Below are 26,263 nucleotides of genomic sequence, written 5' to 3' on the forward strand. Positions count from 1 at the left end.
GTGGCGGAGGTCCCGTTCATCGCAGAACCTCCGTCCTCCGGCCCGAGGCGTCCCGGTGGGAGCGCAGCGCGGCCGTGTAGCCGCGCTCCACGGCGCTCGTCGACGCGTCGTGCGGGCCGGCCGGCCCGCCGCCCAGCGCGACGAGTTCCGCCGTCGATCCCTGGAAGGCCAGCCGTCCCGCCTCGATCAGGGCGACGTCGGTGCAGGCCGCCGCCACGTCCTCGACCAGATGGGTCGAGACCACCACCGTCGCCCGTGTGCCGAGCTCCCGCAGCAGCGCGCGGAAGTCGACGCGCTGCTCCGGGTCGAGTCCGGCGGTCGGCTCGTCGAGCAGCAGCAGCTCCGGCTCGTTGACGATGGCCTGCGCGATCCCGGCACGCCGCACCATCCCGCCCGACAGCGTCTTCATGCGCGCGTCGATCCTGTCCCCGAGCCCGACCCGCCGCACGGCCCGCTCCACGGCCGCCGGGGCGCGGTCGGCCGGCAGCTCCTTGAGCCAGGCCACGTACGCGACGAACTCCCGCACCGTGAAGGCCGGATAGAAGCCGAAGTCCTGCGGCAGATAGCCGAGCCGGCGCCGGACCCCGGTGCGCGCGCCGTGGCCGGAGGTGTCGGCGCCGAGCAGCTCGACCCGGCCGGAGGCGGGCGCGGCGACGGTCGCGAGGACCCGGATGAGGGAGGTCTTCCCGGCCCCGTTCGGGCCGAGCAGACCGTGCACGCCCGGGCCGAGGGAGAGGTCGAGCGCGTCGAGGGCGACGTTGCGGCGGTGCCGGACGGTCAGTCCGGTCACGGCGACGGTGGTCGGGGGGTTCACCGGTTCGTCTCCAGGTGGTCGAAGGAACGGCGCCGGAGCGCGAGGAGGGCGGCGCAGACGAGGGCGGCGGCCGCCCAGGCCCCCTGCACCGCGGGGCCGGCGAAGTACCGCGCGACTCCCGCGGCGCCCTGCCCCTGTGGTCCGAGCAGGGGGCCGGCCACCGCGAGCAGCCATCCGCCGCCGAGCGTCGCGGCCGCCGCCCGGCAGCCGACGAAGGAGCCGAGCGCGAGCGCGGCCAGGGTCAGCGCGAGTCCGGGGAGCAGCCAGGCCGCCGCGCCGGGGAACCCGGCCACGGGGGGCAGCAGCGCCCCGCCGGCGGTCAGCAGGGGTACGCACACGGCGAGTACGGCGGCGGTGCGGGTGAGCAGCAGCCGCAGACCGCCCGAGGGGGTGGCCGCGGTGATCTCGTGCAGGGGGTCGGCGTGGCGTCCGTACGAGACGGCGACACCGGCGAGCGGCAGGAGCGGGGAGACGGCGAGCAGCCAGCCCCGGGCGCCCCGGAACCCGGCCCCGTGGGCGAGGGTGAACGCCCCGCCGACGACGAGGACCACGGCCACCACCCAGGACCCGCGCAGCGCGGGCCCGGCGGCCCACCAGACCCTCACCCACCGCCCGGCCGGCCCACCGGCGGCGGACGACCCGGGAGAGGTCCCGGACACGGCTTCCGGGCGGGTGCCTGTGAAGCCGGCTTCCGGGTGGGCGCCCGTGACGTCGACTTCCACGCGCGCGCCTGTGACGTCGGCTTCCGGGTAGGTGCCAGGGACATCGGGCTCCGCGTGGATCCCGCGCGGTGGGATCACCCCGCCGGGTTCCGCACGCGTGCGCGTGGTCGCCGTTCCTGCCGGGGCGTGGCCCAGGGACGTCAGGAGGTCCGCGCGCACCGCCGCCAGGGCCGGGCCCGCCGTGCTCGCGCGGACCGCCGCCGAGACGAGGGCCGCGCAGGCGGCGCAGGACTCGACGTGCTTCTCCAGGGACCAGGCGTCCGTCTCGGGCGCGGCGCCCGCCGCGTACCGGTGGGCCAGGGTGCCGGAGACGTGCCAGGGGGCCGTCATGCGGTGCCTCCCAGGGGGTGCGGGCCGAGCGCGGCGCGGAGTTCACGGCGGGCGCGCAGGGCGCGGGTCTTGACGGTGCCCTCGGGTATGCCGAGCAGCCTGGCGGTCTCGCGGGTGGTGAGCCCGTCGACGACGGTGGCCCGCAGGACCTCGGCGAGTTCCGGCGAGATCCGGTCGAGGGCGGCGCCGACCTCCCCGTACTCCAGGCCCGCGAGCACCCGGTCCTCGGCGGAGGGCGCGGGGGCGGGCGGTACCGGGTGGGCCGCGGCCCGTTCGGCCCGGGCGCCGGCCCGCCGCGCGTCCACCAGGCGGCGTGCGGCGATGACCCAGAGCCAGCCGCCGGCCTCGCCCCGGCCGCGGTGGCCGCCGGCCGAGCGCCACACGGTGACGAAGGTGTCCTGGAGGACCTCCCGTACGGTCTCCTCGTCCGGGCAGCGCCGGGCCAGCCGCGCGTACAGCCAGCCGGCGTGCCGGTCGTAGAGCACGGCCAGTGCCTCGGTGTCCCCCCGGGCGACCGCGCGCAGCAGCGCCGCGTCGTCGTCCTCGTCGCCCCCGGAGGGGCCTCCCCCTGCGGGGCGCGACAGTCTCACGCCCTCTCTATCGCCGGGAGACCGTCTCCCGGTTCACGCGCCCCCGGGATCACCCGCGCGCACGGGGTGCGCGGGCTCACCGGCCTGTCGGGGGGCCGCCCTCCGGGAGGGCGGCGAAGACGCGCTGGAGGGCGGGCGGGCGCTCGCCGTCGCCCGCGACGACCAGGTGGTGACGGTAGGTCACGTAGTACTGGAAGCCGTCCGCGATCGGACTGCCCGTCGGGCGCTCCGGGACCAGGGCGTACGCGGGGTCCTCCAGGGCCGCCCGCAGTTCGGCGGCCTCGGCGGGGGTCTGCCTGCCGGTGCGCGGAGGCTTGGTGCCCGAGCGGCTGGTCCAGGAACCGTCGTAGTGGACGACGAGCTGGTTGCGGACGCCGGCGAAGCCGCCGTTGACGACCACCTCGACGAGGACCTCACCGGGCTGCGGGTCCGCCACCGGTGTGCCCGGCTCCGTCGTGGGGCTCGGCACGGCGGGCGCGCTCGTGCTCGACGGCGGCCCGCCGGGCGCGGGCGGCACCCCGGGGCCGCAGCCGCTCACGCCGCCCACCAGGGCCCCTGCCAGCAGCAGGGCGCCGCACCACGTCCCCGTCCTCCGTACGCCTCGCACCATGGGTCGAGCATGCCCCCTCCGGGGTCCCGCGCGCAGCCGGAAGGCCGGGATTCCACCCGGCGGGGGCCCTCGGGGCGCCGGTTCGGCCGGGGCCGGGGGCCGTCGGCCGGCGTGTGGCCGTCAGTGGCCCTCGGTCGTCAGCGGCCCGCCGGACCGGTGCGGACGATGCCCGTGAGCGGTCCCCGGTAGCGCCAGTCCAGCGAGTCGTAGAGGGCGAGGCCGTCCGTGGTGGCGGCGAGGACGCCGGTCACGGCGCCCGCCTGGGCGGCGGCGGCCTCCAGGGTGCGCATGACGTTCGCGCCGAGGCCGCGGCGCCGGTGCGCGGGGTCGGTCTCGATCTGGTCGGCGACGGCGGTGGAGCCGGTCGGGGCGATCTGGCCGCGGGCGGCGAGGGTGCCGTCCGGCGCGAGGATCCGTACCCGGACGACGCCGTCCTCGACCTCGGTGGTCCGGGCGTACCCCTCGGGCGGCGCGGGGCGGGCGCCGGGGTCCAGCGGTTTGACCATCATGAAGCCCGGGTCGTCGGGGACGGTCCACCCCTCGGTGATCCAGGACCCGGCCTCCTCCGGCCCCGCCATGACCTTGAGCCAGCTGTACGGCGCGGTCAGCCGGGCGCAGAGCGCGCCGACGGAGGCCGCGTCGGGGGTGGGCAGGACGTGGCGCACGACGTGCCGGGGCAGGCCGACGTCGATCCGGTAGCCCCAGGGTTCGGCGACGGCGGGCGGGGTGCCCCGGGAGACGGTCCAGCCCGCCACCCAGGCATCTGTAATGGCTCCTATATCCATCCAGGCATTACATCGGCTGCACGCGGGCGCGTGCGAGGGTGATCGCTCAGAGCGAACGAACGTCCGGGAACATCCTCGGGCTCACAAGCATTGAGTGCGTATAGCTCAACTTGACTGCCGAAGGGGAGATCATGGCTTCTGAGTCCATGGCGTCTGTGCCGCTCACTCTGCCTGTGCTGCCGCTCGACGACGAGGTCGTGCTGCCCGGAATGGTGGTGCCGCTGGACCTGTCCGACAACGACGTACGGGCCGCCGTCGAGGCCGCCCAGGCCGCCGCCCGCACCGGAGCGGGCAAGCCCCGCGTGCTCCTCGTGCCGCGGGTCGACGGAACCTACGCCGGCACCGGCGTCCTGGGCATCGTCGAGCAGGTCGGCCGCCTGTCCGACGGCGACCCCGGCGCGCTCATCCGCGGCCTCGGCCGCGTCCGCATCGGCGCCGGCACCACCGGCCCCGGAGCCGCCCTCTGGGTCGAGGGCAGCACCGTCGAGGAGACCCTGCCCGACCCGCTGCCCGGCTCCGTGACCGAACTGGTCAAGGAGTACAAGGCGCTGGCCACCAGCTGGCTCAAGAAGCGCGGCGCCTGGCAGGTCGTCGACCGCGTCCAGCAGATCGACGGCGTCGGCAGCCTCGCCGACAACTCCGGGTACTCGCCCTTCCTCAGCGTCGAGCAGAAGGTCGAACTCCTGGAGACCGCCGACCCGGTCGCCCGCCTCAAGCTCGCCACCGCCCAGCTCCGCGAGCACCTCGCCGAGCAGGACGTCGCCGAGACCATCGCCAAGGACGTCCAGGAGGGCGTCGACAAGCAGCAGCGCGAGTTCCTGCTCCGCCGCCAGCTCGAAGCCGTCCGCAAGGAGCTCCGCGACCTCAACGGCGAGTCCGAGGGCGACGAGTCCGACGACTACCGCGCCCGCGTGGAGGCCGCCGACCTCCCCGAGAAGGTGCGCGAGGCCGCCCTCAAGGAGGTCGAGAAGCTGGAGCGGTCCAGCGACCAGTCCCCGGAGGGCTCCTGGATCCGCACCTGGCTGGACACCGTCCTCGAACTGCCGTGGAACGAGCGGACCGAGGACCGGTACGACATCCGGGGCGCCCGCGCGGTCCTGGACGCCGAGCACGCCGGCCTCGACGACGTGAAGGAACGGATCACCGAGTACCTGGCGGTGCGCAAGCGCCGCTCCGACCGCGGCCTCGGCGTGGTCGGCGGCCGCCGCGGCGGAGCCGTCCTCGCCCTCGTCGGCCCGCCCGGCGTCGGCAAGACCTCCCTCGGCGAGTCCGTCGCCCACGCGATGGGCCGGAAGTTCGTCCGCGTCGCCCTCGGCGGCGTACGCGACGAGGCGGAGATCCGCGGCCACCGGCGGACCTACGTCGGCGCCCTGCCCGGCCGGATCGTCCGCGCCGTCAAGGAGGCCGGGTCGATGAACCCGGTGGTCCTGCTCGACGAGATCGACAAGGTCGGCTCCGACTTCCGCGGCGACCCCGCGGCGGCTCTCCTCGAAGTCCTCGACCCGGCGCAGAACCACACCTTCCGCGACCACTACCTGGAGGTCGAACTCGACCTCTCCGACGTCGTCTTCCTGGCCACCGCCAACGTCCTCGAAGCCATCCCCGAGGCGCTCCTCGACCGCATGGAGCTGGTGCGCCTCGACGGCTACACGGAGGACGAGAAGGTCGTCATCGCCCGTGACCACCTGCTCCCGCGCCAGCTGGAACGGGCCGGTCTGGAGGCGGGCGAGGTCGTCCTGGAGGAGTCCGCGCTGCGGAAGCTGGCCGGCGAGTACACCCGCGAGGCCGGCGTCCGCACCCTGGAGCGGGCGATCGCCCGGCTGCTGCGGAAGGTCGCGGCCCAGCACGAACTGGGCGACCGCGAGCTGCCGTTCACCGTCGGTCCCGACGGCCTGCGGGAGCTCATCGGGCGGCCGCACCACGTGCCGGAGTCGGCCCAGGACCCGGCGGAGCGGCGGACGGCCGTGCCGGGTGTCGCCACGGGCCTGGCCGTGACCGGCGCGGGCGGTGACGTCCTCTTCGTGGAGGCGTCCCTCGCCGACCCGGAGACGGGCGCCGCCGGTCTCACCCTCACCGGTCAGCTGGGCGACGTGATGAAGGAGTCGGCGCAGATCGCGCTCTCCTTCCTCCGCTCGCACGGCGCGGAGCTGGAACTGCCCGTCACCGGACTCAAGGACCGGGGTGTGCACATCCACTTCCCGGCGGGCGCGGTGCCCAAGGACGGGCCGAGCGCGGGCGTCACCATGACGACCGCCCTCGCCTCCCTGCTGAGCGGCCGGCTCGTCCGCACGGACGTGGCCATGACCGGCGAGGTCTCCCTCACCGGCCGCGTGCTGCCGATCGGCGGCGTGAAGCAGAAGCTGCTCGCCGCGCACCGGGCGGGCATCACGACGGTCGTGATCCCCAAGCGGAACGAGGCCGACCTGGACGACGTCCCGGCCGAGATCCTGGAGAAGCTGGAGGTCCACCCGGTGACGGACGTCCGCCAGGTCCTGGAGATCGCGCTCGCCCCGGCGGTGGTGCCGGTGGACGTGGCCGCGTAACTCCCCGTACGCCGGAGCGGGGTGCCGTCCGGGCACCCCGCTCCGGCGTGCCGTATCCCGGTACCCGGATGTCACTGCGGGCTGGCATGCTCGTACGCATGAACGAAGACGCCTTCTGGGCTCTCATCGACGAGTTGAGCCGCCGTCCCGGTGACCGGGACGAGCGGCTGGAGTGGCTGCGGGCGGATCTGGTCCGGCGTCCTGCGGCCGAGAGCGTGGAGTTCCAGGTGCGTCTGGAGAGGGCGTGCGAGATCGCCGACACGCGCGCGCTGTGGAAGGCGGCGGACAGGATCGAGGGCGGCGACTGCACGGACGACGGCTTCCACTACTTCACCCTGTGGCTGGTGGGCCAGGGACGGAAGGTGTACGAGTCGGTCCTCGCCGACCCGGACGCGCTGGCCGACGTGCCCGGCGTGCGGGCGCTCGTGGGCCGGCACCACGACGCGTGGGACGACGACGAGTGGCCCGAGTGGGAGGAGCTCGACTACGTCGCCCAGGACGCGTGGGACGAGCTGACGGGCCAGGAGGGCGACGACGGCGAGGAGTTCCTCGACGCCGTGGAGGAGGCGGAGGACGCCGCGGAGGCTGCGGGGGAGTGGGAAGAGGACGAGGAGTCCCGGGGGTCCCGGCCGGAGGGGTTGGCGATACCCCGGCTCACCGCCCTCTTCCCGCCCGCCGCCTCCGGCACGTAGCAGCCGGAGGGGTCCGTGGCCCGAGGGGCGTCTTGTCGATCGGGCCGGATCGGGGCGCGGTGCCGGGCGTCGTGAGCCCGGCCTGATCGACAGGACGCCTGGGCGTCAGGAAGCGGAGGAGTTCCGGCGGCGGCTCAGGAGCAGGCTGCCTCCGGCGAAGGCGGCGAGGGCGCCCGCGGCGGCGAGGGCCGTCGGGAGCGGCGAGGAGGGGGCCTCGGCCGTCTCGGCGGAGAGCGCCGGGGGCTGCTCGTCGCCGCCGTGGCCCGCGTGGCTCACGGTGGAGAGCGAGGCGCCCGCCGCGATCTTGGCCTCGGTCGGGGCCTGGGCCTGCTTCTGGGCCTGGGTCCCCGTCGCCGCACCGCCGAAGGTGACGTCCGAGCAGCTGTAGAAGGCCTCGGGGCTGTCGTTGCGCTGCCACACCTTGTAGACGATGTGGCGCCCGGTGCGGGCCGGGAGGTTGCCCGTGAAGTTGTAGTAGCCGTCCGTCGCGGTGCGGGTGGTGTTGTAGACGGCGACGGGGGTCGTGTCCAGGTCCGACCACTTCAGGGGCTTGGTCGGGTCGAAGCCCGCCTTGGTGATGTAGACCGTCATCGTGCCCGAGTGCGCGGCCGTCACCCGGACCTTGAAGTCGAAGGAGCCGGCGGCCACGGCCGTCGAGGGCCAGTCGGTGCGCGCCCAGTCCAGGGCCCGGTACTTCTCGCGGTTGGCCGAGCAGAGCTTGCCGTCCGGGATCAGGGCCTGGTGCTGTCCGGCGGCGTTGGCGATGTTGACCTCGTTCCAGTCGTAGAGCGGCTGGGTGCCGGAGTCGGCGACGAGGTCCTTGCACACCTGCGACTTGGGCGTCTCGGGGCCCTCGGCGTAGCAGGCCGCCACCCGGCTCACGGGGTTGAAGACGGCCCCGTGGGCACCGGCCGCGGTGGGGGTGAGGCCGACGAGGGCGGCTGCTGACAGGGCGGAGGCGGCGACGGCGGTGGTGCGGCGGTAGGAGGGCATGCGGGGGCTCTCTCTCGTGCGTGGGGGAGTACGGGACGAGCAACGCGCGTGGGGCGCACGGAAGTTGAAATCCGGGCGACCGGCGGAGGAAGCCTCGCATTGGTCCATACCAATGGGCAAGGGGGTGGGTGGAAAAAGCCGAAGCGGCCTCCCGGTGCGCCGCACACCCGGGAAGCCGCCAGGGGGGACGGGTCGGCAGGTCAGCCGTTCGCGAGCGCCTGCACGCGCGAGTAGTCCCCGTTGAAGTGGTTGTGGTCGCCGACCGTCGGGCCGGAGGAGGTGTACTGCCAGATCGTGTAGTACGGCCAGCCGGCGGGGAGTTCGCCGACCTCGGAGGCGTACCGGGCGATCCACAGCGGGTTGGTGGAGGCGAAGGCCGAGGAGTTGCCGGTGCACTGCTTCCACCAGCTCGTGGCCGTGTAGATCACCGCGTCGCGGCCCGTCCGGGCCTTGTAGCGGTTCACGAAGTCCTGGATCCACGCGACCATCCCGGCCGCCGACTTGCCGTAGCAGGCCGCGCCGTACGGGTTCCACTCGATGTCGAGCACGCCCGGGAGCGTCCTGCCGTCCTTCGACCAGCCGCCGCCGTTGTTGACGAAGTAGTCGGCCTGGGCGGCTCCGGTCGTCGTGTCAGGGGTGGCGAAGTGGTACGTGCCGCGGATCATGCCGACGTTGTAGGAGCCGGTGTACTGCTGGGTGAAGGACGTGTTCTTGTAGTACGTGCCTTCCGTCGCCTTGACGTAGGCCCACTTGACCCCGCTGTTCCACAGCGTGGACCAGGCCACGTTGCCGTTGTGGCTGGAGACGTCCACGCCTTCCGTCTGCGCGGCCAGGGTCGCGGCGCCGGACGTGGGGCCCTGGCCGTCGTGCGCGATCACGCCCATGCCCATGTGGGCGGAGCCCCGGGCGGGGACCGCCTGCCGGGCGCCGGGGTCCTGGGCCGCGGCGGCGGTGCCGGGGAGGCCGAGGGGGAGGAGGAGGGCCAGGGCCGCGAGGGCGGCGCCGGCGAGGGTCGTTCCGGATCTGTGCACACGCATTGCGTGCCTCCGAAAGGCTCGGTGGGGGAGCGGTGACGGCAGGACCCGCGACAACGGCCTGGAATGGACATGTCATTCAGGGCTGCCGGACAAGACGCTACGCACGTAGACCCGCCCGATGGAAGGGGGCCTGGTTGCCGCCGTTGGTCTACGCCTGCGAAATACTGAAGGAGCTGCGGCGATGGGCGCCGCCGGAAGAAACTTTCAGCGGTCGGAAAGCGCGCGGGAGGTGCTGACGTGCACGGAAGCGGTACGGGAAATGAAGGCCGGGTCACCGCCGGAGGTGGTGTGGACCAGGAGTTCCTCGCCCTCGAACGGGAACTGGCGGTCTTCCTGAGGCGCGCCCGCGCCCAGTCCGGCGAGATGGCCCGCGAGGTCCACCCCGAACTGGAGCCCGCCGCCTACGGCCTCTTCGTGCGGCTCGACGACACCGGACCCCAGCGGGCCACCGAACTCGCCGGGTACTTCGGCGTCGGCAAGGCCACCATGAGCCGCCAGCTCCGCGCCCTGGAGGACCTCGGGCTCGTCGCCCGCGACCCCGACCCCGCCGACGGCCGCGCCTCGCTCGTCCGCCTCACCGAGGAGGGCCGCAGCCGCTTCCGCAGCGTCCGCGACGCCCGGCGCGAACGCTACGTCCGCAAACTCGCCGACTGGGACCGTGCCGAGGTCGCCGAACTCGCCCGCCTCCTGAACCACTTCAACCTGCGCTCGGAGGGCTGAGGAGCAGGAGGGCGTCAGCGGTCCGACAGCTCCGCGTACACCGCCGTCGCGTCGTCGTGCAGCTTGCTGCGCCGGGCCCCGCCCGCCCGCGCGCCGGCCACCTCCAGGGCCCGCACGCGGCGCAGCAGGCCGGCCGGCCCCTCCGCGCGCAGCACGCCGAAGCAGTCCGCCCAGCCGCCCTCGGCGAACCGTTCCACCCAGCGGCTCGCCCCGTCCGTGAGCGCGGCGAGCGCCCGTACCTCCGCGCGCGGGCTCGTCCCGGTCACCGCCCGCTCCGCGACCGCCGGGTCCGCCGCCGCGGTGAAGAAGCCGCCCTCGCGGTTCCGCAGCCGGTCCGTCGCCGCCAGGGAGCGCAGCACCTCCTCCGGCACCCGGTCGAGCCGGTCGTCGAGCACGGCCCGCACCGACCCGTCCGGGCCCTCCAGGAGGAGGACGGAGTCGGAGAGGACGAGGTGTTCGACCGACGCCTCGTCCCAGCGGGCGAGGACCACGGTCGCCTGCGGCGTTCGCACGTGAGAAAGGTCACAGGTGTCGCGATGGGCGTCCGCGGTGCGCCGGATGGCCAGCGACAGGATCTCGGACAGGGGCATGTCCCGGTGGGAACCGGACAGTTCGGTCAAAGCCCCGCCCAGTCGCGCGGTGAACCACGGGACCGTGTGCACACAACCGTCATCACCGGCGGGCGGCGTGACGCCGTCGAGCAGGACGACCGTCCCCCCGCTCCCCGAGGCGGGCAGAGCGGCGGCCACCCAGTCCTCGTTGGGGCGTTCGGGGCTGCCGGGAAGGGAGGCGACTTCGCTGCGCATGGCGTCCAGTGTGCCCGCACCCGTACGTTCCCCGGTGAACTCCTTCACGGGACCTGCAAATGACCGGAAAAGGCCTGTACCAACCCTGCGGAACGGGCGCGTGAGGCGGAAGGGCCACCTCCGGGGAGCTGCGGGCGGGCATCCTGCCAAAGCCCGCCCGGAAGATCCAACCGGCGCCCCGCACGGGCCCCCGGCAATCGCCGCCGGAAGTTGTTCGCCAACTACTGAGTGTTGTTCACTCGTTCGGGTGGCGGAGCGGCCGATGCCCGTCCCCTTGCCGGAAGCGCTGGAATGGTCGGAAGCCGTACCAGGGGTGGGGGCGCTCCATGTGACCGGCCGTCACCTCTGCTTCATCGGCGGACGAATCAAGAATGCGAGCACCGGTGCAGAAGAAGCGGCCTCGGAGCAACAACGGCACGCAGAGCCAGACCCCCGGTGAGCCGCAGGCCCCCGCCGGCCGGCCCAAGCGCGTCCGCAACCGGCTGGTCGCCGGCGTCGCCCTCGTGGGCGTCACCGTCCTCGCCGCCGGAGCCCCCGCGATCCTCGCCGCCTCCACCGAGCTCACCGAGTCCCAGCGCCTCGTCACCCTCGCCGAACTCGACCGGCAGGCCGTCACCCTCGCGCACTCCCTGTCCGACGAGCGCGACGAGGTCGTGGCGTACATCGCCGCCGGACGCGACGCCCAGGGCGACGACGCCAAGCACGAGCGGCGGATCACCGACGCGCGATCCACCCGGGTCGACCGCCAGATCGACGAGATCCGGCCCGCCGCCTCCGCCGAACTCCGCCGCGACCTCGCCGGAGTCCCCTCCGTCCGCCGCACCGCGCTGACCGGCAAGGGCACGGCGCTGGAGGCCCACAAGGCGTACTCGGACATCATCGGCAAGCTCCAGGCCCTCGCCGACGAGCTCGCCGACAAGACCCCGGCCCGCGCCTCCGACGCCGCCCTCACCGAGGCCACCCGCGCCCCCGCCGCCCTCGGCCGCGCCGTCGAACAGGCCTCCGCCACCCGCGGCCTGCTCCTCGCCGCGCTCTCCGTACCGCAGCCGGAGCCCACCGGGAACGTCCACTACGACCCCCAGACCGGCACCTACGTCGCCGACGAGCCCGAGGGCGCCGCCGAGGCCGAGCGCGCCCGCGACGGCCTCACCGCCGCCGCCCAGCAGGCCCGCGTCCGCGAACTCGCCGCCCTCGGAGACTTCGACCAGGCCGCCGGAGCCACCGCCCGCGACTCCCTCGCGGCCACCGTCACCGGCCCCGACGTCAAGAGCGCCGAGCTCGCGCTCGCCTCGCTCACCGACCAGCCCAGGCTGACCGAGGCCGAGCGCGGCACGGACCCGGCCGGCCTGGAGGCCGCCCTCTCCGCCCGCATCGAGCAGATGCGCGGCGTCGAGTCCGCCCTCGCCACCGAGCGCGTCGACCGCCTCGCCACGCTCCGCGACGACGACGTCGAGGCCCTCGAACTGCGCGTCGCCTTCCTCGGCGGCTGCCTCCTCGTCGCGATCGGCATCTCCACCTATGTCGCCCGCACTCTCACCCGGCCGCTCGCCGTGCTCCGCCTCGGCGCCGCCCGGCTCGCCGCCGCCCCGGAGCCGCACACGGAGGAAGCGGTCCGCTTCACCGGCCGCAACGACGAGTTCGCCCAGGTCGTCCGCTCCCTCAACGCCCTGCACGGCAAGCTCTCCGGCCTCGCCGCGCAGACCGAGCGGCTCACCGACGAGCGCGCCGACCTGGTCGCCGCCAAGGACGCCGCGGCCGCGGAGCTCGCCGCCCAGCGCGCCGACCTCCAGGGCCGGGTCGCGCTCCTGACCGCCGACCTCGAACGGCTCAGGAACTCCGTCCACCACACCTTCGTCAACCTCTCGCTGCGCAGCCTCGGGCTCGTCGAGCGGCAGCTCGGCGTCATCGAGAAGCTGGAGGAGCGCGAGCAGGACCCGGACCGCCTCGCGACCCTCTTCAAGCTCGACCACATGGCGACCGTCATGCGCCGCCACAGCGAGAACCTCCTCGTCCTCGCCGGCCACGAGCACGTCCACGGCCACGCCGGGCCCGTCCCGCTCGTCGACGTGCTGCGCGCCGCCGTCAGCGAGATCGAGCGGTACGAGCGGGTCACCATCCAGTCCCTGCCGCCGCACGCCCAGGTCGCCGGCTTCGCCGCGGACGACCTGAGCCACCTGGTCGCGGAACTCCTGGAGAACGCCACCTCCTTCTCGCCGCCCGACGCCGAGGTCCAGCTCTCCGGCTGGCTCCTGGAGAGCGGCGAGGTGATGCTCTCCGTGCAGGACGCGGGCATCGGCATGACCGCCTCCCGGTCCGCCGAGCTCAACGCGCGCCTGGCCGAGGCCGATCCCGACGCCTTCGAGGGCGAGGGGCTCGGCATGCGGGTCATCGCCCTGCTCGCCGCCCGCCACGGGGTGCGCGTCGAACTGCGCGAGCAGAAGCCGGGCGGCACGGCGGCCGTCGTGGTCCTGCCGCTGCCGCTCCTGCCCACCACCCCGCCGACGGCCGTGACGGAGCCCGTACGGGTCGCGGGCGCCGCGCCCGTGCTCCAGCTGCCCGGCTCGGCCGCCGAGGCCAACTCCAACACCCTGCCCTCCCGCACCCGCGACCCGCTCGTGGAGGCGGCGGAGGCCGCGTTCCTGGCGGCGGAGACGGAACAGGCCCAGGAGCGGGCGCCCGCGCCCGGGGAGGCGTACGAGCCGGAGGCCCCGTACGCCCCCGAGCCGGAAGGGCCGCACGAGGAGCCGTACGCGGCCTCGCACGAGGAGCCGTACGCGGCCTCGTACGAGGAGCCGCGCGAGGCGCCGCACGAGGCGTTGTACGAGGAGCCGCACCCGGCCCCGTACGAGTCCGTCTCCGAGACCACGCTCCAGGTCCGGCTGCCCGACCCGCCGCCGGAGCCCGACACGCACGAGCGCGCCGCCGACGGCGAGCCGCTCCTCGCCGAGGCCCCGGAGCCGACCCCGGAGCCGACTTCGGCCCCGACCCCGGAGCCGACTTCGGCCCCGACCCCGGACCCGACTCCGGCCCCTGACCTGACCCTGGACCCGACCCCGGCCCCGGCCGGGGAGCCCGCCGTCGACGGGGCCGTTCCGGGACCGCGTCCCGCGCAGTGGGAGCGGGTCACCGACAAGGGCCTGCCCAAGCGGACCCCGCAGGTCGTCCGCCAGCCCTCCGCCCCCACCACGCCCCGTCAGGGCGGAGTGGACGCGGAGGCCCTGCGCCGCCGGCTCGGCGGCTTCCACCAGGGCGCCAGGGCGGGGCGCCGGGACGTCGAGGCGGAGCTGGACACGGCGCGCACAGAAGCCGCGAGCACCACACGCACAGAGGAGATGACGGGGGACACAGTCGAGGAGGCACGCAGTTGACCGCGACGGGAACGTTCGGACTGAGCACGGAAGCCCGCAACCTGCAATGGCTGCTGGGGAATCTGGTGGAGGAGGTCCCGGGTGTCCGCTCGGTGGCCGTCGTCTCCTCCGACGGCCTGATGCTGCTCTCGTCGGACCCGGCCACCCAGCAGGCCGGCACGCTCGCCGCCGAAGCCGGCCGTCCCGGCGGGCCGCGCGGCTCCAGCGCCGATCTGGCCACGATCGTCTCCGGGATCGGCAGCCTCACCATCGGCGCCGCCCGGCTGATGGACGGCGGCGGCGTCAAGCAGACGATGGTCGCGATGGAGGAGGGCAGCGTCTTCGTCATGTCGATCAGCGACGGCTCGCTGCTCGGCGTGCACGCCACGCCCGACTGCGACATGAGCGTCGTGGCGTACCACATGGCGCTCTTCGTGGGCCGCGCCGGTCACGTACTCACCCCCGAAGTCCGCAGCGAGCTGCGCAAATCGATGGAGAGCACCCAGTGACGGCGATGTCCTCGGCTCATCACGCCTTCAAGCTGCCGGTACGCGGCGAGGGACGGCGCCCCGCGCGCGTGCGCCCGTACTCGCTCACCGGCGGCCGTACCCGCTTCGGTCACATCCTGCTCGTCGAGACCTTCGTGGCCGCGCTCGAAGCGCCCGCCGCCCGCAAGGTCCTCACGGACGGCGGCCCCGCCGCCCGCGGGCTGATGCCGGAGATGCGGGCCATCGTCGAGATCTGCCGCCGGATGCGGACGGTCGCGGAGATCTCGGCGCTTCTGAAGATGCCGTTGGGAGTCGTCCGGGTGCTGCTCAGCGACCTGGCCGACCAGGGAAAGATCCGTGTGTACGGGACCGGTCACGGCACCGGCCAGCCCGACCGCGCGCTCCTCGAAAGGGTGCTGAGTGGACTCCGTCGTCTCTGACGCCACCGCCGTCTCCGAAACCCCGGCGGTCGCCGGCATCCCCGCCCAGCCGGGTCCCGAGGATCCCGTGCGCGACACCGAAGAGGGCGCCCAGGACTGGCAGCTCGACCACACCCGCGCCCCGATCGCCACGAAGATCGTCGTCGCGGGCGGGTTCGGCGTCGGCAAGACCACCTTCGTCCGTGCCGTCTCGGAGATCACCCCGCTCCAGACCGAGGCGCTGATGACCCGGGCGAGCGAGGACACCGACGACCTCAGCGCCACCCCGGACAAGCTCACCACCACGGTGGCGATGGACTTCGGGCGGATCACCCTCGACAACGACCTGGTGCTGTACGTCTTCGGCACGCCGGGACAGCAGCGCTTCTGGTTCATGTGGGACGACCTGGTGCGCGGGGCGATCGGGGCGATCGTGCTCGCCGACACCCGCAGGCTCACCGACTGCTTCCCGGCGCTCGACTACTTCGAGAGCTGCGGGCTGCCGTACATCGTGGCGGTCAACCACTTCGAGGGCACCGAGTTGTTCGAGGCGGACGACGTCCGGGAGGCCCTGACCGTGCCCGCGCACGTACCCGTGGTGATCATGGACGCGCGCAAGCGGTACAGCGTCGTCGAGAGCCTGCTCGCGATGGTCGCGCACGCCCTCGAAGCCACGCCCGAATAGCCCGCCCCCCCCGCACAGTTCGACCCGTCACGCCAGGAGCCCCGCCCATGCGGAAGATACTCATAGTCGGCGCCGGCCAGTCCGGCCTGCAGCTCGCCCTCGGACTCCAGTCGCAGGGGTACGAGGTCACCCTCATGTCGAACCGGACCGCGGACGAGATCCGCAACGGCCGGGTCATGTCCACCCAGTGCATGTTCGACACCGCCCTCCAGCACGAGCGGGACCTCGGCCTCAACTTCTGGGAGTCCCAGGCCCCGCGGATCGAGGGCCTCGGCGTCTCCGTCGCCGGCCCCGACTCGGGCCGCCTGATCGACTGGGTGGGGAAGCTCGGCGGGTACGCCCAGTCCGTCGACCAGCGCGTGAAGATGGCCGGCTGGATGGACACCTTCGCCCAGCGCGGCGGCCAGCTGGTGATACACGGCGCGGCCGTCGGCGACCTCGACTACTTCGCCCGCGGCTACGACCTGGTGCTCGTCGCCGCCGGCAAGGGCGAGCTCGTCTCCATGTTCGGCCGGGACGCGTCCCGTTCGCCGTACGGCGAGCCCCAGCGCGCCCTGGCCGTCGCGTACGTCCACGGCCTCGGCCCGCGCCCCGAGCACCCGGACTTCGACGCGGTGCGCTGCAACATCGTCCCCGGCGTCGGCGAGCTCTTCGTCATGCCGACCCTCACCACCGGCGGCCGCGCCGACATCCTCTTCTGGGAGGGCGTCCCCGGCGGCCCGCTCGACGTGTTCCAGGGCATCAAGGACCCCTCCGAGCACCTGGCGCTGACGCTGGAGCTGATGGAGAAGTTCACGCCCTGGGAGTACGCGCGGGCGACGAAGGTCGAGCTGACCGACGCGGGCGGCACCCTCGCCGGCCGGTACGCGCCGACCGTCCGCAACCCTGTCGGCCGGCTCCCCGGCGGCGGCCTGGTCCTCGGTGTCGCCGACGTCGTCGTCGCCAACGACCCGATCACCGGCCAGGGCTCCAACTCGGCGTCCAAGTGCGCCGCCGCGTACCTCGCCGCCATCGTCGAGCAGGGCGACAAGCCCTTCGACGAGGAGTGGATGCGGGGCGCCTTCGACCGCTACTGGAAGACGGCCCAGCACGTCACCAAGTGGACGAACGCGATGCTGGCGCCCCCGCCGGAGCACGTCCTGAACCTCCTCGGCGCCGCCGGACAGCTGCAGCCGGTCGCCGACCGCTTCGCGAACGGCTTCAACGACCCGGCCGACTTCGAGCACTTCTTCTTCGAGGCGGAGAAGGCGAACGCGTACCTGGCCTCGGTCGCCGCCGGCTAGGACCCGCCCACGGCCGCGCCCCGCGTCCGGGGCGCGGCCCCCCGTGAAACGGGTCGAACCGCACCGGGCCGGTGTTCGATCATCAGGGCATGTCCCAGCAGAACACCCTGTCCCCCGTGGACGCGGACCTCGCCGCGGGGTGCGCGCCCCTGGCCCGTCAGCGGCTGCGCGGTCTCGTCTCCTCCTTCCCGTACGACCTGATGCTGCGCCGTCGGCTCGCCGAGGAGCTGGGCCGGCCGGTCGACTGGGGCGACCCCGCCTCCTACGAGGGGGACGCCGGCGAGGAGCACGTCCCGGACGGCGACGGCTGGACGGCCGGAGGCGTACTGGCCGGCCTCGGCTGCCTGATCGGGGCCGTCGCCTTCCTGGCGGTCTGGGTGGTCGGTGTCGTCGCGCTCTTCGCGTAGCGGGCCTCCGCGCGGCGGACCGCGAGCGGGGTCAGCAGGCCGGTCACCGCGAAGAGGGCGCCCACGGCGAACCAGCCGGGGCGCCCCCAGCCGATGCAGAGGGCGATGAGCAGGCCGGGGCCGACGGCCTCGGAGAGACCGGCGCCCAGGCCGAAGACGCCCAGGTACTGCCCGGTGGCGTGCGGCGGCGCGAGCGCGTACGACACCTCGAAGCCGCCCGCAGCGTGCCACAGCTCGCCGACCGTGTGGACGACCACGCCGGTCAGGAGCAGGACGACCGCGACCGCGACGGGCGTGCCCGCGGAGAGCGAGACGAGGGCGCAGGAGACGAGGAAGGCCGCACCGGCCCGCCGGTAGGCGCGGCCGCCGGCCCGGGGCGAGTCGATGCCGCGGCTCGCCCGCACCTGGAGGCCGACGACGAGGACGGTGTTGGCGAGCATGGTGCCGGAGACGAGCCAGTGCGGGGCGGTGGTGGACCCCACGAGCCAGAGCGGGATCGCGACGGTGAGCACCTTGAACTGGATCGCCATGACGCCGTCGAGCGCGGTGAGCGCCAGATAGGGCCGGTCCCGCAGCGCGATCCACCGGGGGCCGCGGGCGGCGGCGGCGGGGGCGACCGGCGGCAGCAGGAACAGGACGGCGGCGGAGGCCGCGAACGCGCACGCGTTCCCGGCGACGAGGACCTGGTACGCCCCGAGCGTGCCGACCTGCACCGCCCACCCCGCGAGGAGCGCGCCGAGGGAGATGCCGACGTTGGTCACCGCCCGCAGGTAGGCGCGGAACTCCTGGGGCCGGTCCCCTCCGTGGTGCCGGATGAGCGGCGCCCGGGCGGCGAGTCCCGCCGCCTTCGCGCCGGTTGCCGTGGAGACGGCGAGCACGAACGGCCAGAAGCTGTCGGCGAGCACGAAGGCCGCCGTGGCGAACGCCTGCACCGCCAGGGTGGCCCCGTAGACCCCGCGCGCCCCGCGCCGGTCCGCGAGGTGCCCGACGCCGATGCCCACGGCCAGCGACAGGAGCCCGGCGATGCCGAGCCCGAGGCCCACGGCGGCCGCCGGGAGCCGTACGGCCTGGGTGAAGTACAGCACCCCTGCGGTCAGGAAGAGTCCGCTGCCGACGGCGTTGACGAAGTTGGAGGCGGCGAGGGCGCGTTGAGGGCGGGTGTCCGGAAGCGTTCTGGGCATGACGGGGCTCCGTGTCCGGTGGGGCGATCGGCCATCGGTAAGGACCCCGCAAGCTTGTTGGATATTACGCGTGAAGGCAAGGGGGAGACGGAGAAGGGGAGTTCAGGACCGGTCGTACCCCTCGTCGCCGCCTTCCCTCGCCCCCTCGGGGAGCGCCGGCGGGCTGTACGCCTCCAGGGCCGTTCCCCCCGGATCCGGTCGTACGGCCCCGAGCACCGGGTTCGCCGCGAGCGGCGAGACCTTCACCTTCCCGCCCGGACGCGGGGCCTGCACCACCAGGCCCTCGCCGAGATAGAGCGCCACATGGGTCGCGCCGGGGAAGTAGACCACCAGATCGCCCGGGCGGAGCTCTGCGAGCGGCACCCGGGGCAGGCTCGCCCACTGCTCCTGGCTCGTCCTCGGCAGCTCCCGGCCGGCCGCCGCCCAGGCCTGCTGCGTCAGCCCCGAGCAGTCGTACGCCGCCGGGCCCTCCGCCCCCCACTCGTACGGCTTGCCGATCTGCCCCACCGCGAAGCGCAGGGCCTCCGCGCCCGCCCGCGACGGGGTGCGGAGGCCGTCCAGGACCCCGGAGTCGAGCAGCTCGCGCTGCGCACCGGCCGTCTGGGTGCGTTCGAGCGCGGTCAGCCGGGCCAGCTGGTCCGGCGACAGGCCGGCGAGCAGCTTCTCGACCGCGAGCAGCTTGGTCCGCACCTCGTCGCGCCGGACGCGCTGCGCCGTGGCGAGCCGTTGCTGCCGGTCGAGCGCCCTGCGGGAGGCGCTCGCGAGGCTGCCCGCCTGCCGCTCGGCGCTCGTGAGCCGGGTGACGGCGGAGGCGCGCTCGCGGGACGCGCGGGCCATCAGGTGCCCCTCGTCCAGCGCCGACTGGGGGTCCGCGGCGAAGAGCAGCCGCACGTACGAGGAGAATTCGGACCGGCCCTGGTACTGGTCCCGGGCGATCCGGCCGGCCGCGGCACGGCCCTGGGCCAGGGCGGTCCGTGCGGCCGTGAGCCGCGCGGTGACCTTCTTGGTGTCGGCGGCCTGGAGCTTCGACGCCTCCTCGGCGGCGTTGTACCGCTCGGTCGCCTCCTCGGCCTGCTGGTAGAGCGTCCGCAGCCGGGTGAGCAGCGCGCTGACGGAGTCCCCGCCGGGGGGTGGGAGCGCGGAAGCGTCGTCCTCGGCGGCGCCGTTGTCGGTGGCGTCGCCCTCGGCGGAGGGAGTGGAGGGAGTGGCCGAGGGTGGGGCGGCGGGGGCCGTGGGGGATACCGGGGTCGCCGCCGGTTCGAGTGGGGCGGCGGGATCCGTGGCCGCCGCCGGGTCGAGTGGGGTGGCCGGATCTGTGTCCACCGTCGGGGCGGAGGGGGCGACCGCACCCGTGCCCGTGCCCGCACCCGCGCCCGCATCCGGGTCCACCGGCCCCACCGGTTCCCCCGCCGGGTCCGCCCAGGCGATGGGGGCCTCCGCGGGCGGGTCCACGGGTGGGTCCGGGGTCGCGCCCGCGGCGGGCAGGGCCCCCGCGAGCACCCCCGCGAGCAGCCCCGTGAGCGCCGTCGCCGCGGCGAGCGCCCCCGTGCGGACCGTGTGCGGCAGCCTTCGCGACACGTCATCACCTCCACGGGGATGATGACGTCTCACTTCATCCGATTACCGTACGAATAGGGGCGCGCCCCGTGGTGTCACCCGTTCGGCCCCGGAGTCGGCTTCGACCACGGCCACTTCACCTCGCGCCGCTCCCGCCCCTCGGGGGCGTACACGTAGACCCAGCCGCGCTGGAGTCCGAGCCGCTTCGTGTAGCCCGAGGGCTCGCGCCGGTACGTGTGCAGGGTCGGCGGGTGCCCGTCGTGCGCCGGGACCGGGATCTCGTACCACTTCGGGGGGTGGCCGATCGGGCCGACCAGGATCGGCAGGGTCCGGCCGTCGAGGGGGCCGCCGCGGAAGGAGGTGTTCTCGCTCTTCACCCCTCCAGTCTCTCCCGGCCGCCGTCCCGGAGCAGGTGCGCCGCCTCGCCCACCACCGGGATCACCCGGCGGGCCAGCGTCGCGACCGGCCCCTCGGGGGTCTCCTGCGCGAGCAGCCGCCTCACGACGTCCGCCGTCTCCACGTCGCTCGCCGCGGTCGCCGCGAGCAGGGCGACGAGATGGTCGACGAGCCACTCCCGCAACTCCCGCGCGGGCGGCCGCTTCTCCTCGTCGAGCCAGATGAGGGAGGCCGCCTCGACGGCGGCGATCCACGTCCGGACGAGCATCCCGAGCCGGGGCCCCGGCCGCTCCGCCCCGAGGTGGACGAGGATCTGCTCGGCGGCGGCCCGCCGCACCTCGTCCACGATCGCGGAGGTCCGGGAGGTCTCGGCGACGCTGCCGCCGCGCAGCAGGGCGCTGAACCCGGCGTCGTGCTCGTCGACGAAGGCCAGGTAGCGGTCGAGCACCCGGCCGAGCCGCTCCGTGGGCGGCCCCGCCGGCGGTTCGGCGAAGCAGCGGTTCAGGGCGTCGGCGGAGGAGCGCAGGGCCGCCTCGTACAGCTGCTGCTTGCCGCCGGGGAAGTAGCGGTAGACGAGGGGCCGCGAGACGCCGGCCGCCTCGGCGACGTCGTCGAGCGAGACGTCCTCGGGCGCCCGGTGGGCGAAGAGCCCCTGGGCGGTGTCGAGGAGCTGCCCGCGCCGCTCCTCGACGCTGAGCCTGCGGTACGCGGGGGTGGCGGCGCTCGTCATGGACCGCAGCGTAACCGCGGAGGGGGTCTCCGCGGGCCGGCGGATCCGGGAGGTCTTCCTGATCCCGCAATCCCCTCCGTACGACTTGTTGACGATCCGTCTACCACCGTGTGAGCCTGCTGGAAACGGACGGAAGGAGTCGTCAGTGTCGACGCACGACCTCTACGTGAACGCCCCCGCCCAACCCGTCTGGGAGGTCCCCGCCGCCGGAGCGGCCCGGTTCTCCTGGGACTACGACGACGGCCGCGAACGCCTCCTCGCCCTCTACCAGAAGGGCAAGGACAAGCAGTGGGACGGCGCCACCCGGATCGACTGGGGCATCGAGGTCGACCCGTACGACCCGCTCGGCACCCCCGACGAGGTCCTCACCCTCCACGGCACCCGCCACTGGGCGAAGATGACCGAGAAGGACAAGGGCGACCTGCGCCGGCACTACTCCTCCTGGCAGTTCAGCCAGTTCCTCCACGGCGAGCAGGGCGCCATGGTCTGCGCCGCCCGGATCGTCGAGTCCGTCCCCGACCTGGACGCCAAGTTCTACTCCGCCACCCAGACCATGGACGAGGCCCGGCACGCCGAGATCTACGGACGCTTCCTCCACGAGAAGATCGGCATGCTCTACCCGGTCAACGACAACCTCCGGGGCCTCCTCGACGACACCCTGCGCGACTCCCGCTGGGACATGCCCTACCTCGGCATGCAGGTCCTCATCGAGGGCCTCGCCCTCGCCGCCTTCGGCATGATCCGCGACACCACCGACAAGCCGCTGCCGAAGCAGATCCTCGCGTACGTGATGCAGGACGAGGCCCGGCACGTGGCCTTCGGCCGGATGGCGCTGCGCGACTACTACAGGCAGCTGACCGACGCCGAGCTCCGCGAGCGCGAGGAGTTCGTCATCGAGGGCTGCCACCTCATGCGCGACCGGCTGCGCGGGGTCGAGGTCCTGGAGAACTTCGGCATCCCGAGGAAGGAGGCCGAGGAGCTCAGCGAGCAGAGCGAGTTCCTGCACCTCTTCCGCAAGCTCCTCTTCAGCCGGATCGTCCCCTGCGTCAAGGACATCGGCCTCTGGGGCGAACGCCTCCAGAAGGCCTACCTCGACATGGGCGTCTTCGACCTGGGCGACTCCAACCTGGACCTGCTGATGCGTCAGGACGAGGAGATCGCGGAGGCGCTGGACCGCGAGCGGTTCGCGGCGGAGGAGGCCGAGCGCGTCGCGGAGGTGGAGGCGGCGATCGAGGAGGGGGCGGCGGAGGTGTCACAGGGGTGACGTAGCGTGCTCGTCATGACCATGCCGCCGCCCTCGCCGACTCCGCCGCCCCACCACCCGTACGGCGGGCCCGTACCGCCCCCGCAGCAGCCCGGGGCGTTCGGGGCCCCGCAGGGGTACCCGCCGCAGGGCGTCCCGCCGCAGTACCCCGGGCCGGGCGCGGGTGCCTGGGGGCAGCCGCCCCTGGGGCTGCCGCCGAAGAAGAAGCTGTCGGCCGGGGCGATCGTCGCCATCGTCGTCGGGTCCCTGGTCGTGGTCGGCGGCATCGGTTACGGGGTGAAGGCCGGGCTCGACGGCGTCACCGGCCCCTTCCCCGAGGCGAAGCACAAGCTGGTCGTCTCGCAGACCGTCCTCGGCGGCGAGTTCACCCTCGTGTCCGACCTCTCCGACACCCAGGGCAAGGAGATCGAGGACACCCCCGACTTCACCGTGAAGAACGCGACGGCGGCGGTCGGGCAGTACAGCGGCAAGGACGGGTCCGTCCTCGTGCTCTCCGGGATGTACGGGCAGATCAAGAACCCCGGTACCACCCGCTCGTCCATCCTCAGGGGGGCCGCCACGGACAAGGGCTCCACGCTCGCCGTCAGGCCCAGGGACTTCACACCCGCCGGGTACGGCGTGACCGTCACCTGCCAGGTCACCACGTCGAAGGACGGACTCAGCACGACGACGCTGCCCATGTGCGCCTGGGGCGACGAGAACACCGCCGCCGCCATCGCCCTCGTCGGCGCCGGGGAGGCCACGGCCGACCCGAAGGACATCGACCTGGCCGGACTTGCGGAGAAGACGGTCAGGATCCGCGCCGAGATCCGCAAGCCGATCGGCTGACACCCGGGACCTCGCTCGGCAAGGGGCGGGGGCCCGGAGGGCCCGGCTACGGGTTCCGCGCCTCCGCTTCGAGGCCCAGCGCCTCCTCCATCACGGCCTTCGCGATCGGCGCCGCGCTGCCGCCCCCGCTGATGTCCGTGCGGGCGGCCTCCGCGTCCTCGACGACGACCGCCACCGCGACCGCCGGCTGGGCCGAGTCGTCCGCCTGCGCCCAGGCGATGAACCAGGCGTACGGGGTGCCCGTGTTGCCGAAGCCGTGCTGGGCGGTGCCCGTCTTGCCGCCCACCCGGGCCCCGGGGATCGCCGCGTTCCTTCCCGTGCCCTCCTCCACGGCCCGCAGCATCAGCCGCTGGAGCTGCATCGCCGTCGCGGGGTTCATGGCCTGCCGGTAGCTGCGGCGGCCCGTCCGGTCCACGGTCGTGCCGCCGGAGGTCGTCGTGCGGTCGACGAGGTACGGCTGGGCGATCTCCCCGTTGTTGGCGACGGCCGCCGCCACCATCGCCATCTGCAGCGGCGTCGCCGTCGTGTCGAACTGCCCGATCGACGACAGCGCCAGCTGGTCCGGGCTCATCTCCCGGTCGAAGTTGGACTTGGCCACCCAGGACGGCACCCGCAGCCCCGTGTCGTTGAAGCCGAACCGCTGGACCGCGTCGACCATCCCCGTGAGGCCCACCTCCACCCCGAGGCCGGCCATCACCGTGTTGCAGGACCACTGGATCGCGTACGCCAGGGAGGCGTTGCCGCAGCCCGTCGCCTCGTTCGGCAGCACCTGCCGCGTACCGGGCAGCACGAACGGGTCCGGGGTGTCCGTCGGCGCCTCGGGATCCCGCACCACCCCCGCGTCCAGGGCCGCCGCCGCCGTCACGATCTTGAAGGTGGAACCCGGCGGGTACGTCTGCCGCAGCGCCCGGTTCAGCATCGGCTGGTTCGGCGAGGAGTTGAGCCGCCGCCAGGCGTCCTTGACCCCCTGCCCCGTCCCGGAGAGGACCCCCGGGTCGTACGAGGGCGAGCTGACGAGCGCCAGGATGCGGCCGCTGGACGGCTCGACCGCCACGACCGCGCCCCGCTTCCCGTCCAGCCCCCGGAACGCCGCCTCCTGCATCGGGGCGCGGATCGTGGTCACCACGTCGCCGCCGGGCTGCCGGCCGCGGGTGAGGTCGTTCCAGAGGGGCAGCGGGGCCAGCATCGGGTCGGTGCCCGCGAGGATGTCGTCCTCGGCGTTCTCGACGAGCGTCGTGCCGTACGTCTGGGAGGCGTAGCCGGTCACGGGCGCGTACAACGGCCCCTGGGTGTAGGTCCGTTCCCAGCGCAGCTGCTGCCCGCTGTCCCGGGAGCCGGTCACGGGTCTCCCGTCGACGACGATCTCGCCGCGCGGCTTCGCGTACCGGTCGATCGCGATGCGGCGGTTGGCCGGGTTGTCGTCGAGGGACTCGGCCTCGAGGACCATCACCCGGGCGGCGTTGACGAGCAGCGCGACGAGGAGGATCAGACAGAGGGCGGCGGCCCTCCGGATGTACCGGATCACCGCGCGCCTCCCGGCGTACGGGCGGACGCCCTCGTCACGAACCCTCCCGGCGTAGGGGCGGAGGCTCTCGTCACCAACCCTCCCGGCGCCCGGACGGGCCCCGTCACCGCGCGCCCTCCCCGACCTTCGTGAGCTCCCCGGTGCCGGCGTCGTCCGGCTGGGGTGCGCGGGCCGAGTCGCTGACCCGGATCAGGAGGGCGACGATCACCCAGTTGGTCACCACGGACGAACCTCCCTGGGCCAGGAACGGCATCGCCATGCCGGTCAGCGGGATCAGGCCCATCACCCCGCCCGCGATCACGAAGACCTGGAGCGCCACGATCGAGGCGAGGCCGATCGCGAGCAGCCGCCCGAAGGGGTCGCGCAGCGAGAGGCCGGCGCGGTAGCCGCGGGCCACGAGCAGCGCGTACAGCAGGAAGAGCGCGGTGAGGCCGACGAGCCCCAGCTCCTCGCCGGCCGTCGCCAGGATGAAGTCGGACTTGGCGGCGAAGCCGATGAGGACGGAACGGCCGAGACCGAGCCCGGTGCCGAGCATCCCGCCGGCGGCGAACGCGAAGAGCGACTGGGCGAGCTGCCCCGGCCCGTCGCCCGCGCGGATGGAGGCGAAGGGGTCGAGCCAGTCCTGCACCCGGCTGTGGACGTGCGGTTCGAGCGAGCCGACGAGGAAGGCCCCGGCGGAGGCCAGGACGAGTCCGACCGCGATCCAGCCGGTCCGGCCGGTCGCCACGTACAGCATGATCACGAAGAGGCCGAAGAAGAGCAGCGAGGTGCCCAGGTCGCGCTCCAGGACGAGGACGCCGACGCTCAGCAGCCAGATCGCCACGATCGGTCCGAGGACCCGGCCCGTCGGGAACTGGAACTTCCAGATGCGGCGGCCGGTGTACGCGAGCGCGTTGCGGTTGGCGGCGAGGTACGCGGCGAAGAAGACCGCGAGCAGGATCTTGGCGAACTCGCCCGGCTGGAAGGAGAGCCCGCCGGCCCTGATCCAGATCTTGGCCCCGTTCACCGCGGGGAAGAAGATCGGCAGGATCATCAGGCCGAGCGCGGCGGCCACCGACACGTACGCGTAGCCCTGGAGCGTGCGATGGTCGCGCAGCAGCACGACGACCACGATGAACAGTGCCACCCCGAGCGTCGACCAGACCAGCTGCGTCGCCGCCGCCTGGTCCTTCGGCGTCTCCAGGTCGAGGCGGTAGATCAGCACCAGGCCGAGGCCGTTGAGGAGGACCGCGATGGGCAGCAGCAGGGGATCGGCGTACGGGGCGCGGAACCGGACCGCGAGATGGGCGACGAGCGCGAGGAGCCCGAGCCCCGCCCCGTAGCGCGCGGCGTCGGGCGGCACGGCGCCGCTGCGGGCGAGGCCGACCTCCGCGTAGCCGAGGACGGAGATCAGGACCGCGCCGATCAGGAGCGACAGCTCCACGCCGCGCCTCTTCGGGACACGGATGCCGGGCGGGGGTGCGTCCGGGCGCCGTGGTGCGGTCATGGCCGCAACGTAGCAAGCGGTATGC

24 protein-coding genes and 1 pseudogene are annotated in these 26,263 nt (G+C 73.9%); 11 read left to right on the forward strand and 14 right to left on the reverse strand.

From position 1 onward, the window contains the following. Positions 1–16 precede the first annotated feature (16 nt). The 5 genes from ACN9MM_RS26480 to ACN9MM_RS26500 form a co-directional block, all read right to left on the reverse strand. On the reverse strand, positions 17–814 hold the full coding sequence (locus ACN9MM_RS26480) for an ABC transporter ATP-binding protein (protein ID WP_426366108.1): 798 nt from the start codon (positions 812–814) through the stop codon (positions 17–19). Further along, positions 811–1,866 carry a zf-HC2 domain-containing protein gene (locus ACN9MM_RS26485; RefSeq protein ID WP_426366109.1) on the reverse strand — a complete coding sequence of 352 codons (1,056 nt, stop codon included), beginning with the start codon at positions 1,864–1,866 and terminating at the stop codon, positions 811–813. The genes ACN9MM_RS26480 and ACN9MM_RS26485 overlap by 4 nt, the downstream gene beginning before the upstream one ends. After that, complete coding sequence (locus ACN9MM_RS26490; RefSeq protein ID WP_426366110.1) at positions 1,863–2,456, reverse strand: RNA polymerase sigma factor; 594 nt, start codon at positions 2,454–2,456, stop codon at positions 1,863–1,865. The genes ACN9MM_RS26485 and ACN9MM_RS26490 overlap by 4 nt, the downstream gene beginning before the upstream one ends. Positions 2,457–2,532: 76 nt before the next feature. Next, positions 2,533–3,066: a hypothetical protein gene (locus ACN9MM_RS26495; RefSeq protein ID WP_426366111.1), complete on the reverse strand. Its 534-nt coding sequence runs from the start codon at positions 3,064–3,066 to the stop codon at positions 2,533–2,535. A 137-nt stretch (positions 3,067–3,203) separates the two neighbouring features. Further along, a complete protein-coding gene (locus ACN9MM_RS26500) occupies positions 3,204–3,851 on the reverse strand; it encodes a GNAT family N-acetyltransferase (protein WP_426366112.1) in 648 nt (215 codons plus the stop codon). A 131-nt stretch (positions 3,852–3,982) separates the two neighbouring features. On the opposite strand from ACN9MM_RS26500, the gene lon reads away from it, so the two are divergent. Then, positions 3,983–6,394 carry an endopeptidase La gene (gene lon, locus ACN9MM_RS26505; RefSeq protein WP_426366114.1) on the forward strand — a complete coding sequence of 804 codons (2,412 nt, stop codon included), beginning with the start codon at positions 3,983–3,985 and terminating at the stop codon, positions 6,392–6,394. A gap of 98 nt (positions 6,395–6,492) precedes the next feature. Then, positions 6,493–7,086, forward strand: a complete 594-nt coding sequence (locus tag ACN9MM_RS26510; protein ID WP_426366115.1) for a DUF4240 domain-containing protein — start codon at positions 6,493–6,495, stop codon at positions 7,084–7,086. 105 nt (positions 7,087–7,191) lie between these two features. On the opposite strand, the gene ACN9MM_RS26515 is transcribed toward ACN9MM_RS26510, so the two are convergent. Together ACN9MM_RS26515 and ACN9MM_RS26520 are read right to left on the reverse strand one after the other, a co-directional pair. Beyond that, positions 7,192–8,079: a lytic polysaccharide monooxygenase auxiliary activity family 9 protein gene (locus ACN9MM_RS26515; protein ID WP_426366116.1), complete on the reverse strand. Its 888-nt coding sequence runs from the start codon at positions 8,077–8,079 to the stop codon at positions 7,192–7,194. A 200-nt stretch (positions 8,080–8,279) separates the two neighbouring features. After that, positions 8,280–9,116, reverse strand: a complete 837-nt coding sequence (locus tag ACN9MM_RS26520) for a lysozyme (RefSeq protein WP_426366118.1) — start codon at positions 9,114–9,116, stop codon at positions 8,280–8,282. Positions 9,117–9,353: 237 nt separating this feature from the next. Here ACN9MM_RS26520 and ACN9MM_RS26525 point away from each other — a divergent pair, with 237 nt between their 5' ends. Next, entirely contained in the window at positions 9,354–9,836 is a 483-nt protein-coding gene (locus ACN9MM_RS26525; protein ID WP_426366119.1) for a MarR family winged helix-turn-helix transcriptional regulator, read from the forward strand. 14 nt (positions 9,837–9,850) lie between these two features. On the opposite strand, the gene ACN9MM_RS26530 is transcribed toward ACN9MM_RS26525, so the two are convergent. Next, positions 9,851–10,642 carry a hypothetical protein gene (locus ACN9MM_RS26530; protein WP_426366121.1) on the reverse strand — a complete coding sequence of 264 codons (792 nt, stop codon included), beginning with the start codon at positions 10,640–10,642 and terminating at the stop codon, positions 9,851–9,853. A 371-nt stretch (positions 10,643–11,013) separates the two neighbouring features. Between ACN9MM_RS26530 and ACN9MM_RS26535 the strand changes: the two genes are divergently transcribed. From ACN9MM_RS26535 to ACN9MM_RS26560, 6 genes are all read left to right on the forward strand, one after another. Then, entirely contained in the window at positions 11,014–14,010 is a 2,997-nt protein-coding gene (locus ACN9MM_RS26535) for a nitrate- and nitrite sensing domain-containing protein (protein ID WP_426366122.1), read from the forward strand. Then, a complete protein-coding gene (locus ACN9MM_RS26540; protein WP_426366123.1) occupies positions 14,007–14,498 on the forward strand; it encodes a roadblock/LC7 domain-containing protein in 492 nt (163 codons plus the stop codon). Before ACN9MM_RS26535 ends, ACN9MM_RS26540 begins: the two co-directional genes overlap by 4 nt. 5 nt (positions 14,499–14,503) lie before the next feature. Continuing rightward, positions 14,504–14,917 (forward strand): DUF742 domain-containing protein, encoded by a 414-nt coding sequence (locus tag ACN9MM_RS26545; RefSeq protein ID WP_041134250.1) that lies wholly within the window; start codon positions 14,504–14,506, stop codon positions 14,915–14,917. Continuing rightward, a complete protein-coding gene (locus ACN9MM_RS26550; protein WP_426366124.1) occupies positions 14,898–15,581 on the forward strand; it encodes a GTP-binding protein in 684 nt (227 codons plus the stop codon). The genes ACN9MM_RS26545 and ACN9MM_RS26550 overlap by 20 nt, the downstream gene beginning before the upstream one ends. Before the next feature lie 47 nt (positions 15,582–15,628). Next, positions 15,629–16,864 carry a styrene monooxygenase/indole monooxygenase family protein gene (locus ACN9MM_RS26555; RefSeq protein ID WP_426366125.1) on the forward strand — a complete coding sequence of 412 codons (1,236 nt, stop codon included), beginning with the start codon at positions 15,629–15,631 and terminating at the stop codon, positions 16,862–16,864. Between the two features lie 89 nt (positions 16,865–16,953). After that, positions 16,954–17,271, forward strand: coding sequence for a DUF6584 family protein (locus tag ACN9MM_RS26560; RefSeq protein WP_426366127.1), 318 nt, complete (start codon positions 16,954–16,956; stop codon positions 17,269–17,271). Between the two features lie 311 nt (positions 17,272–17,582). On the opposite strand, the pseudogene ACN9MM_RS26565 reads toward ACN9MM_RS26560, so the two are convergent. The 4 genes and pseudogenes from ACN9MM_RS26565 to ACN9MM_RS26580 all read right to left on the reverse strand — a co-directional run. Beyond that, positions 17,583–18,452 (reverse strand): annotated as a pseudogene (locus ACN9MM_RS26565) (MFS transporter); the annotation flags it as partial. A gap of 102 nt (positions 18,453–18,554) precedes the next feature. Then, on the reverse strand, positions 18,555–20,030 hold the full coding sequence (locus tag ACN9MM_RS26570; RefSeq protein WP_426366128.1) for an NlpC/P60 family protein: 1,476 nt from the start codon (positions 20,028–20,030) through the stop codon (positions 18,555–18,557). A 74-nt stretch (positions 20,031–20,104) separates the two neighbouring features. Continuing rightward, the gene (locus ACN9MM_RS26575; protein WP_426366129.1) at positions 20,105–20,386 is read right to left on the reverse strand and encodes a hypothetical protein; all 282 of its coding nucleotides are present in this window, start codon (positions 20,384–20,386) and stop codon (positions 20,105–20,107) included. After that, on the reverse strand, positions 20,383–21,135 hold the full coding sequence (locus ACN9MM_RS26580) for a TetR/AcrR family transcriptional regulator (protein ID WP_426366130.1): 753 nt from the start codon (positions 21,133–21,135) through the stop codon (positions 20,383–20,385). The genes ACN9MM_RS26575 and ACN9MM_RS26580 overlap by 4 nt, the downstream gene beginning before the upstream one ends. Positions 21,136–21,280: 145 nt before the next feature. Between ACN9MM_RS26580 and ACN9MM_RS26585 the strand changes: the two genes are divergently transcribed. Further along, entirely contained in the window at positions 21,281–22,399 is a 1,119-nt protein-coding gene (locus tag ACN9MM_RS26585) for a ferritin-like domain-containing protein (RefSeq protein WP_426366132.1), read from the forward strand. A gap of 15 nt (positions 22,400–22,414) precedes the next feature. Next, a complete protein-coding gene (locus ACN9MM_RS26590) occupies positions 22,415–23,227 on the forward strand; it encodes a hypothetical protein (protein ID WP_426366133.1) in 813 nt (270 codons plus the stop codon). A gap of 46 nt (positions 23,228–23,273) precedes the next feature. On the opposite strand, the gene ACN9MM_RS26595 is transcribed toward ACN9MM_RS26590, so the two are convergent. Together ACN9MM_RS26595 and ACN9MM_RS26600 are read right to left on the reverse strand one after the other, a co-directional pair. Continuing rightward, complete coding sequence (locus tag ACN9MM_RS26595; RefSeq protein ID WP_426366134.1) at positions 23,274–24,752, reverse strand: penicillin-binding transpeptidase domain-containing protein; 1,479 nt, start codon at positions 24,750–24,752, stop codon at positions 23,274–23,276. A 103-nt stretch (positions 24,753–24,855) separates the two neighbouring features. Next, positions 24,856–26,238, reverse strand: a complete 1,383-nt coding sequence (locus ACN9MM_RS26600) for an FtsW/RodA/SpoVE family cell cycle protein (RefSeq protein WP_426366135.1) — start codon at positions 26,236–26,238, stop codon at positions 24,856–24,858. Positions 26,239–26,263 lie beyond the last annotated feature (25 nt).

Source organism: Streptomyces sp. E-08, assembly GCF_049913095.1.
Taxonomy (GTDB): Bacteria; Actinomycetota; Actinomycetes; order Streptomycetales; family Streptomycetaceae; genus Streptomyces.

Coding starts and splice junctions, on each gene's coding strand:
- ACN9MM_RS26485 (WP_426366109.1), bottom strand. CDS start 1,866: ATGACGGCCCCCTGGCACGTCTCCGGCACCCTGGCCCACCGGTACGCG.
- ACN9MM_RS26495 (WP_426366111.1), bottom strand. CDS start 3,066: ATGGTGCGAGGCGTACGGAGGACGGGGACGTGGTGCGGCGCCCTGCTG.
- ACN9MM_RS26500 (WP_426366112.1), bottom strand. CDS start 3,851: ATGGATATAGGAGCCATTACAGATGCCTGGGTGGCGGGCTGGACCGTC.
- lon (WP_426366114.1), top strand. CDS start 3,983: ATGGCTTCTGAGTCCATGGCGTCTGTGCCGCTCACTCTGCCTGTGCTG.
- ACN9MM_RS26510 (WP_426366115.1), top strand. CDS start 6,493: ATGAACGAAGACGCCTTCTGGGCTCTCATCGACGAGTTGAGCCGCCGT.
- ACN9MM_RS26515 (WP_426366116.1), bottom strand. CDS start 8,079: ATGCCCTCCTACCGCCGCACCACCGCCGTCGCCGCCTCCGCCCTGTCA.
- ACN9MM_RS26520 (WP_426366118.1), bottom strand. CDS start 9,116: ATGCGTGTGCACAGATCCGGAACGACCCTCGCCGGCGCCGCCCTCGCG.
- ACN9MM_RS26530 (WP_426366121.1), bottom strand. CDS start 10,642: ATGCGCAGCGAAGTCGCCTCCCTTCCCGGCAGCCCCGAACGCCCCAAC.
- ACN9MM_RS26535 (WP_426366122.1), top strand. CDS start 11,014: ATGCGAGCACCGGTGCAGAAGAAGCGGCCTCGGAGCAACAACGGCACG.
- ACN9MM_RS26545 (WP_041134250.1), top strand. CDS start 14,504: ATGTCCTCGGCTCATCACGCCTTCAAGCTGCCGGTACGCGGCGAGGGA.
- ACN9MM_RS26555 (WP_426366125.1), top strand. CDS start 15,629: ATGCGGAAGATACTCATAGTCGGCGCCGGCCAGTCCGGCCTGCAGCTC.
- ACN9MM_RS26560 (WP_426366127.1), top strand. CDS start 16,954: ATGTCCCAGCAGAACACCCTGTCCCCCGTGGACGCGGACCTCGCCGCG.
- ACN9MM_RS26580 (WP_426366130.1), bottom strand. CDS start 21,135: ATGACGAGCGCCGCCACCCCCGCGTACCGCAGGCTCAGCGTCGAGGAG.
- ACN9MM_RS26590 (WP_426366133.1), top strand. CDS start 22,415: ATGACCATGCCGCCGCCCTCGCCGACTCCGCCGCCCCACCACCCGTAC.
- ACN9MM_RS26600 (WP_426366135.1), bottom strand. CDS start 26,238: ATGACCGCACCACGGCGCCCGGACGCACCCCCGCCCGGCATCCGTGTC.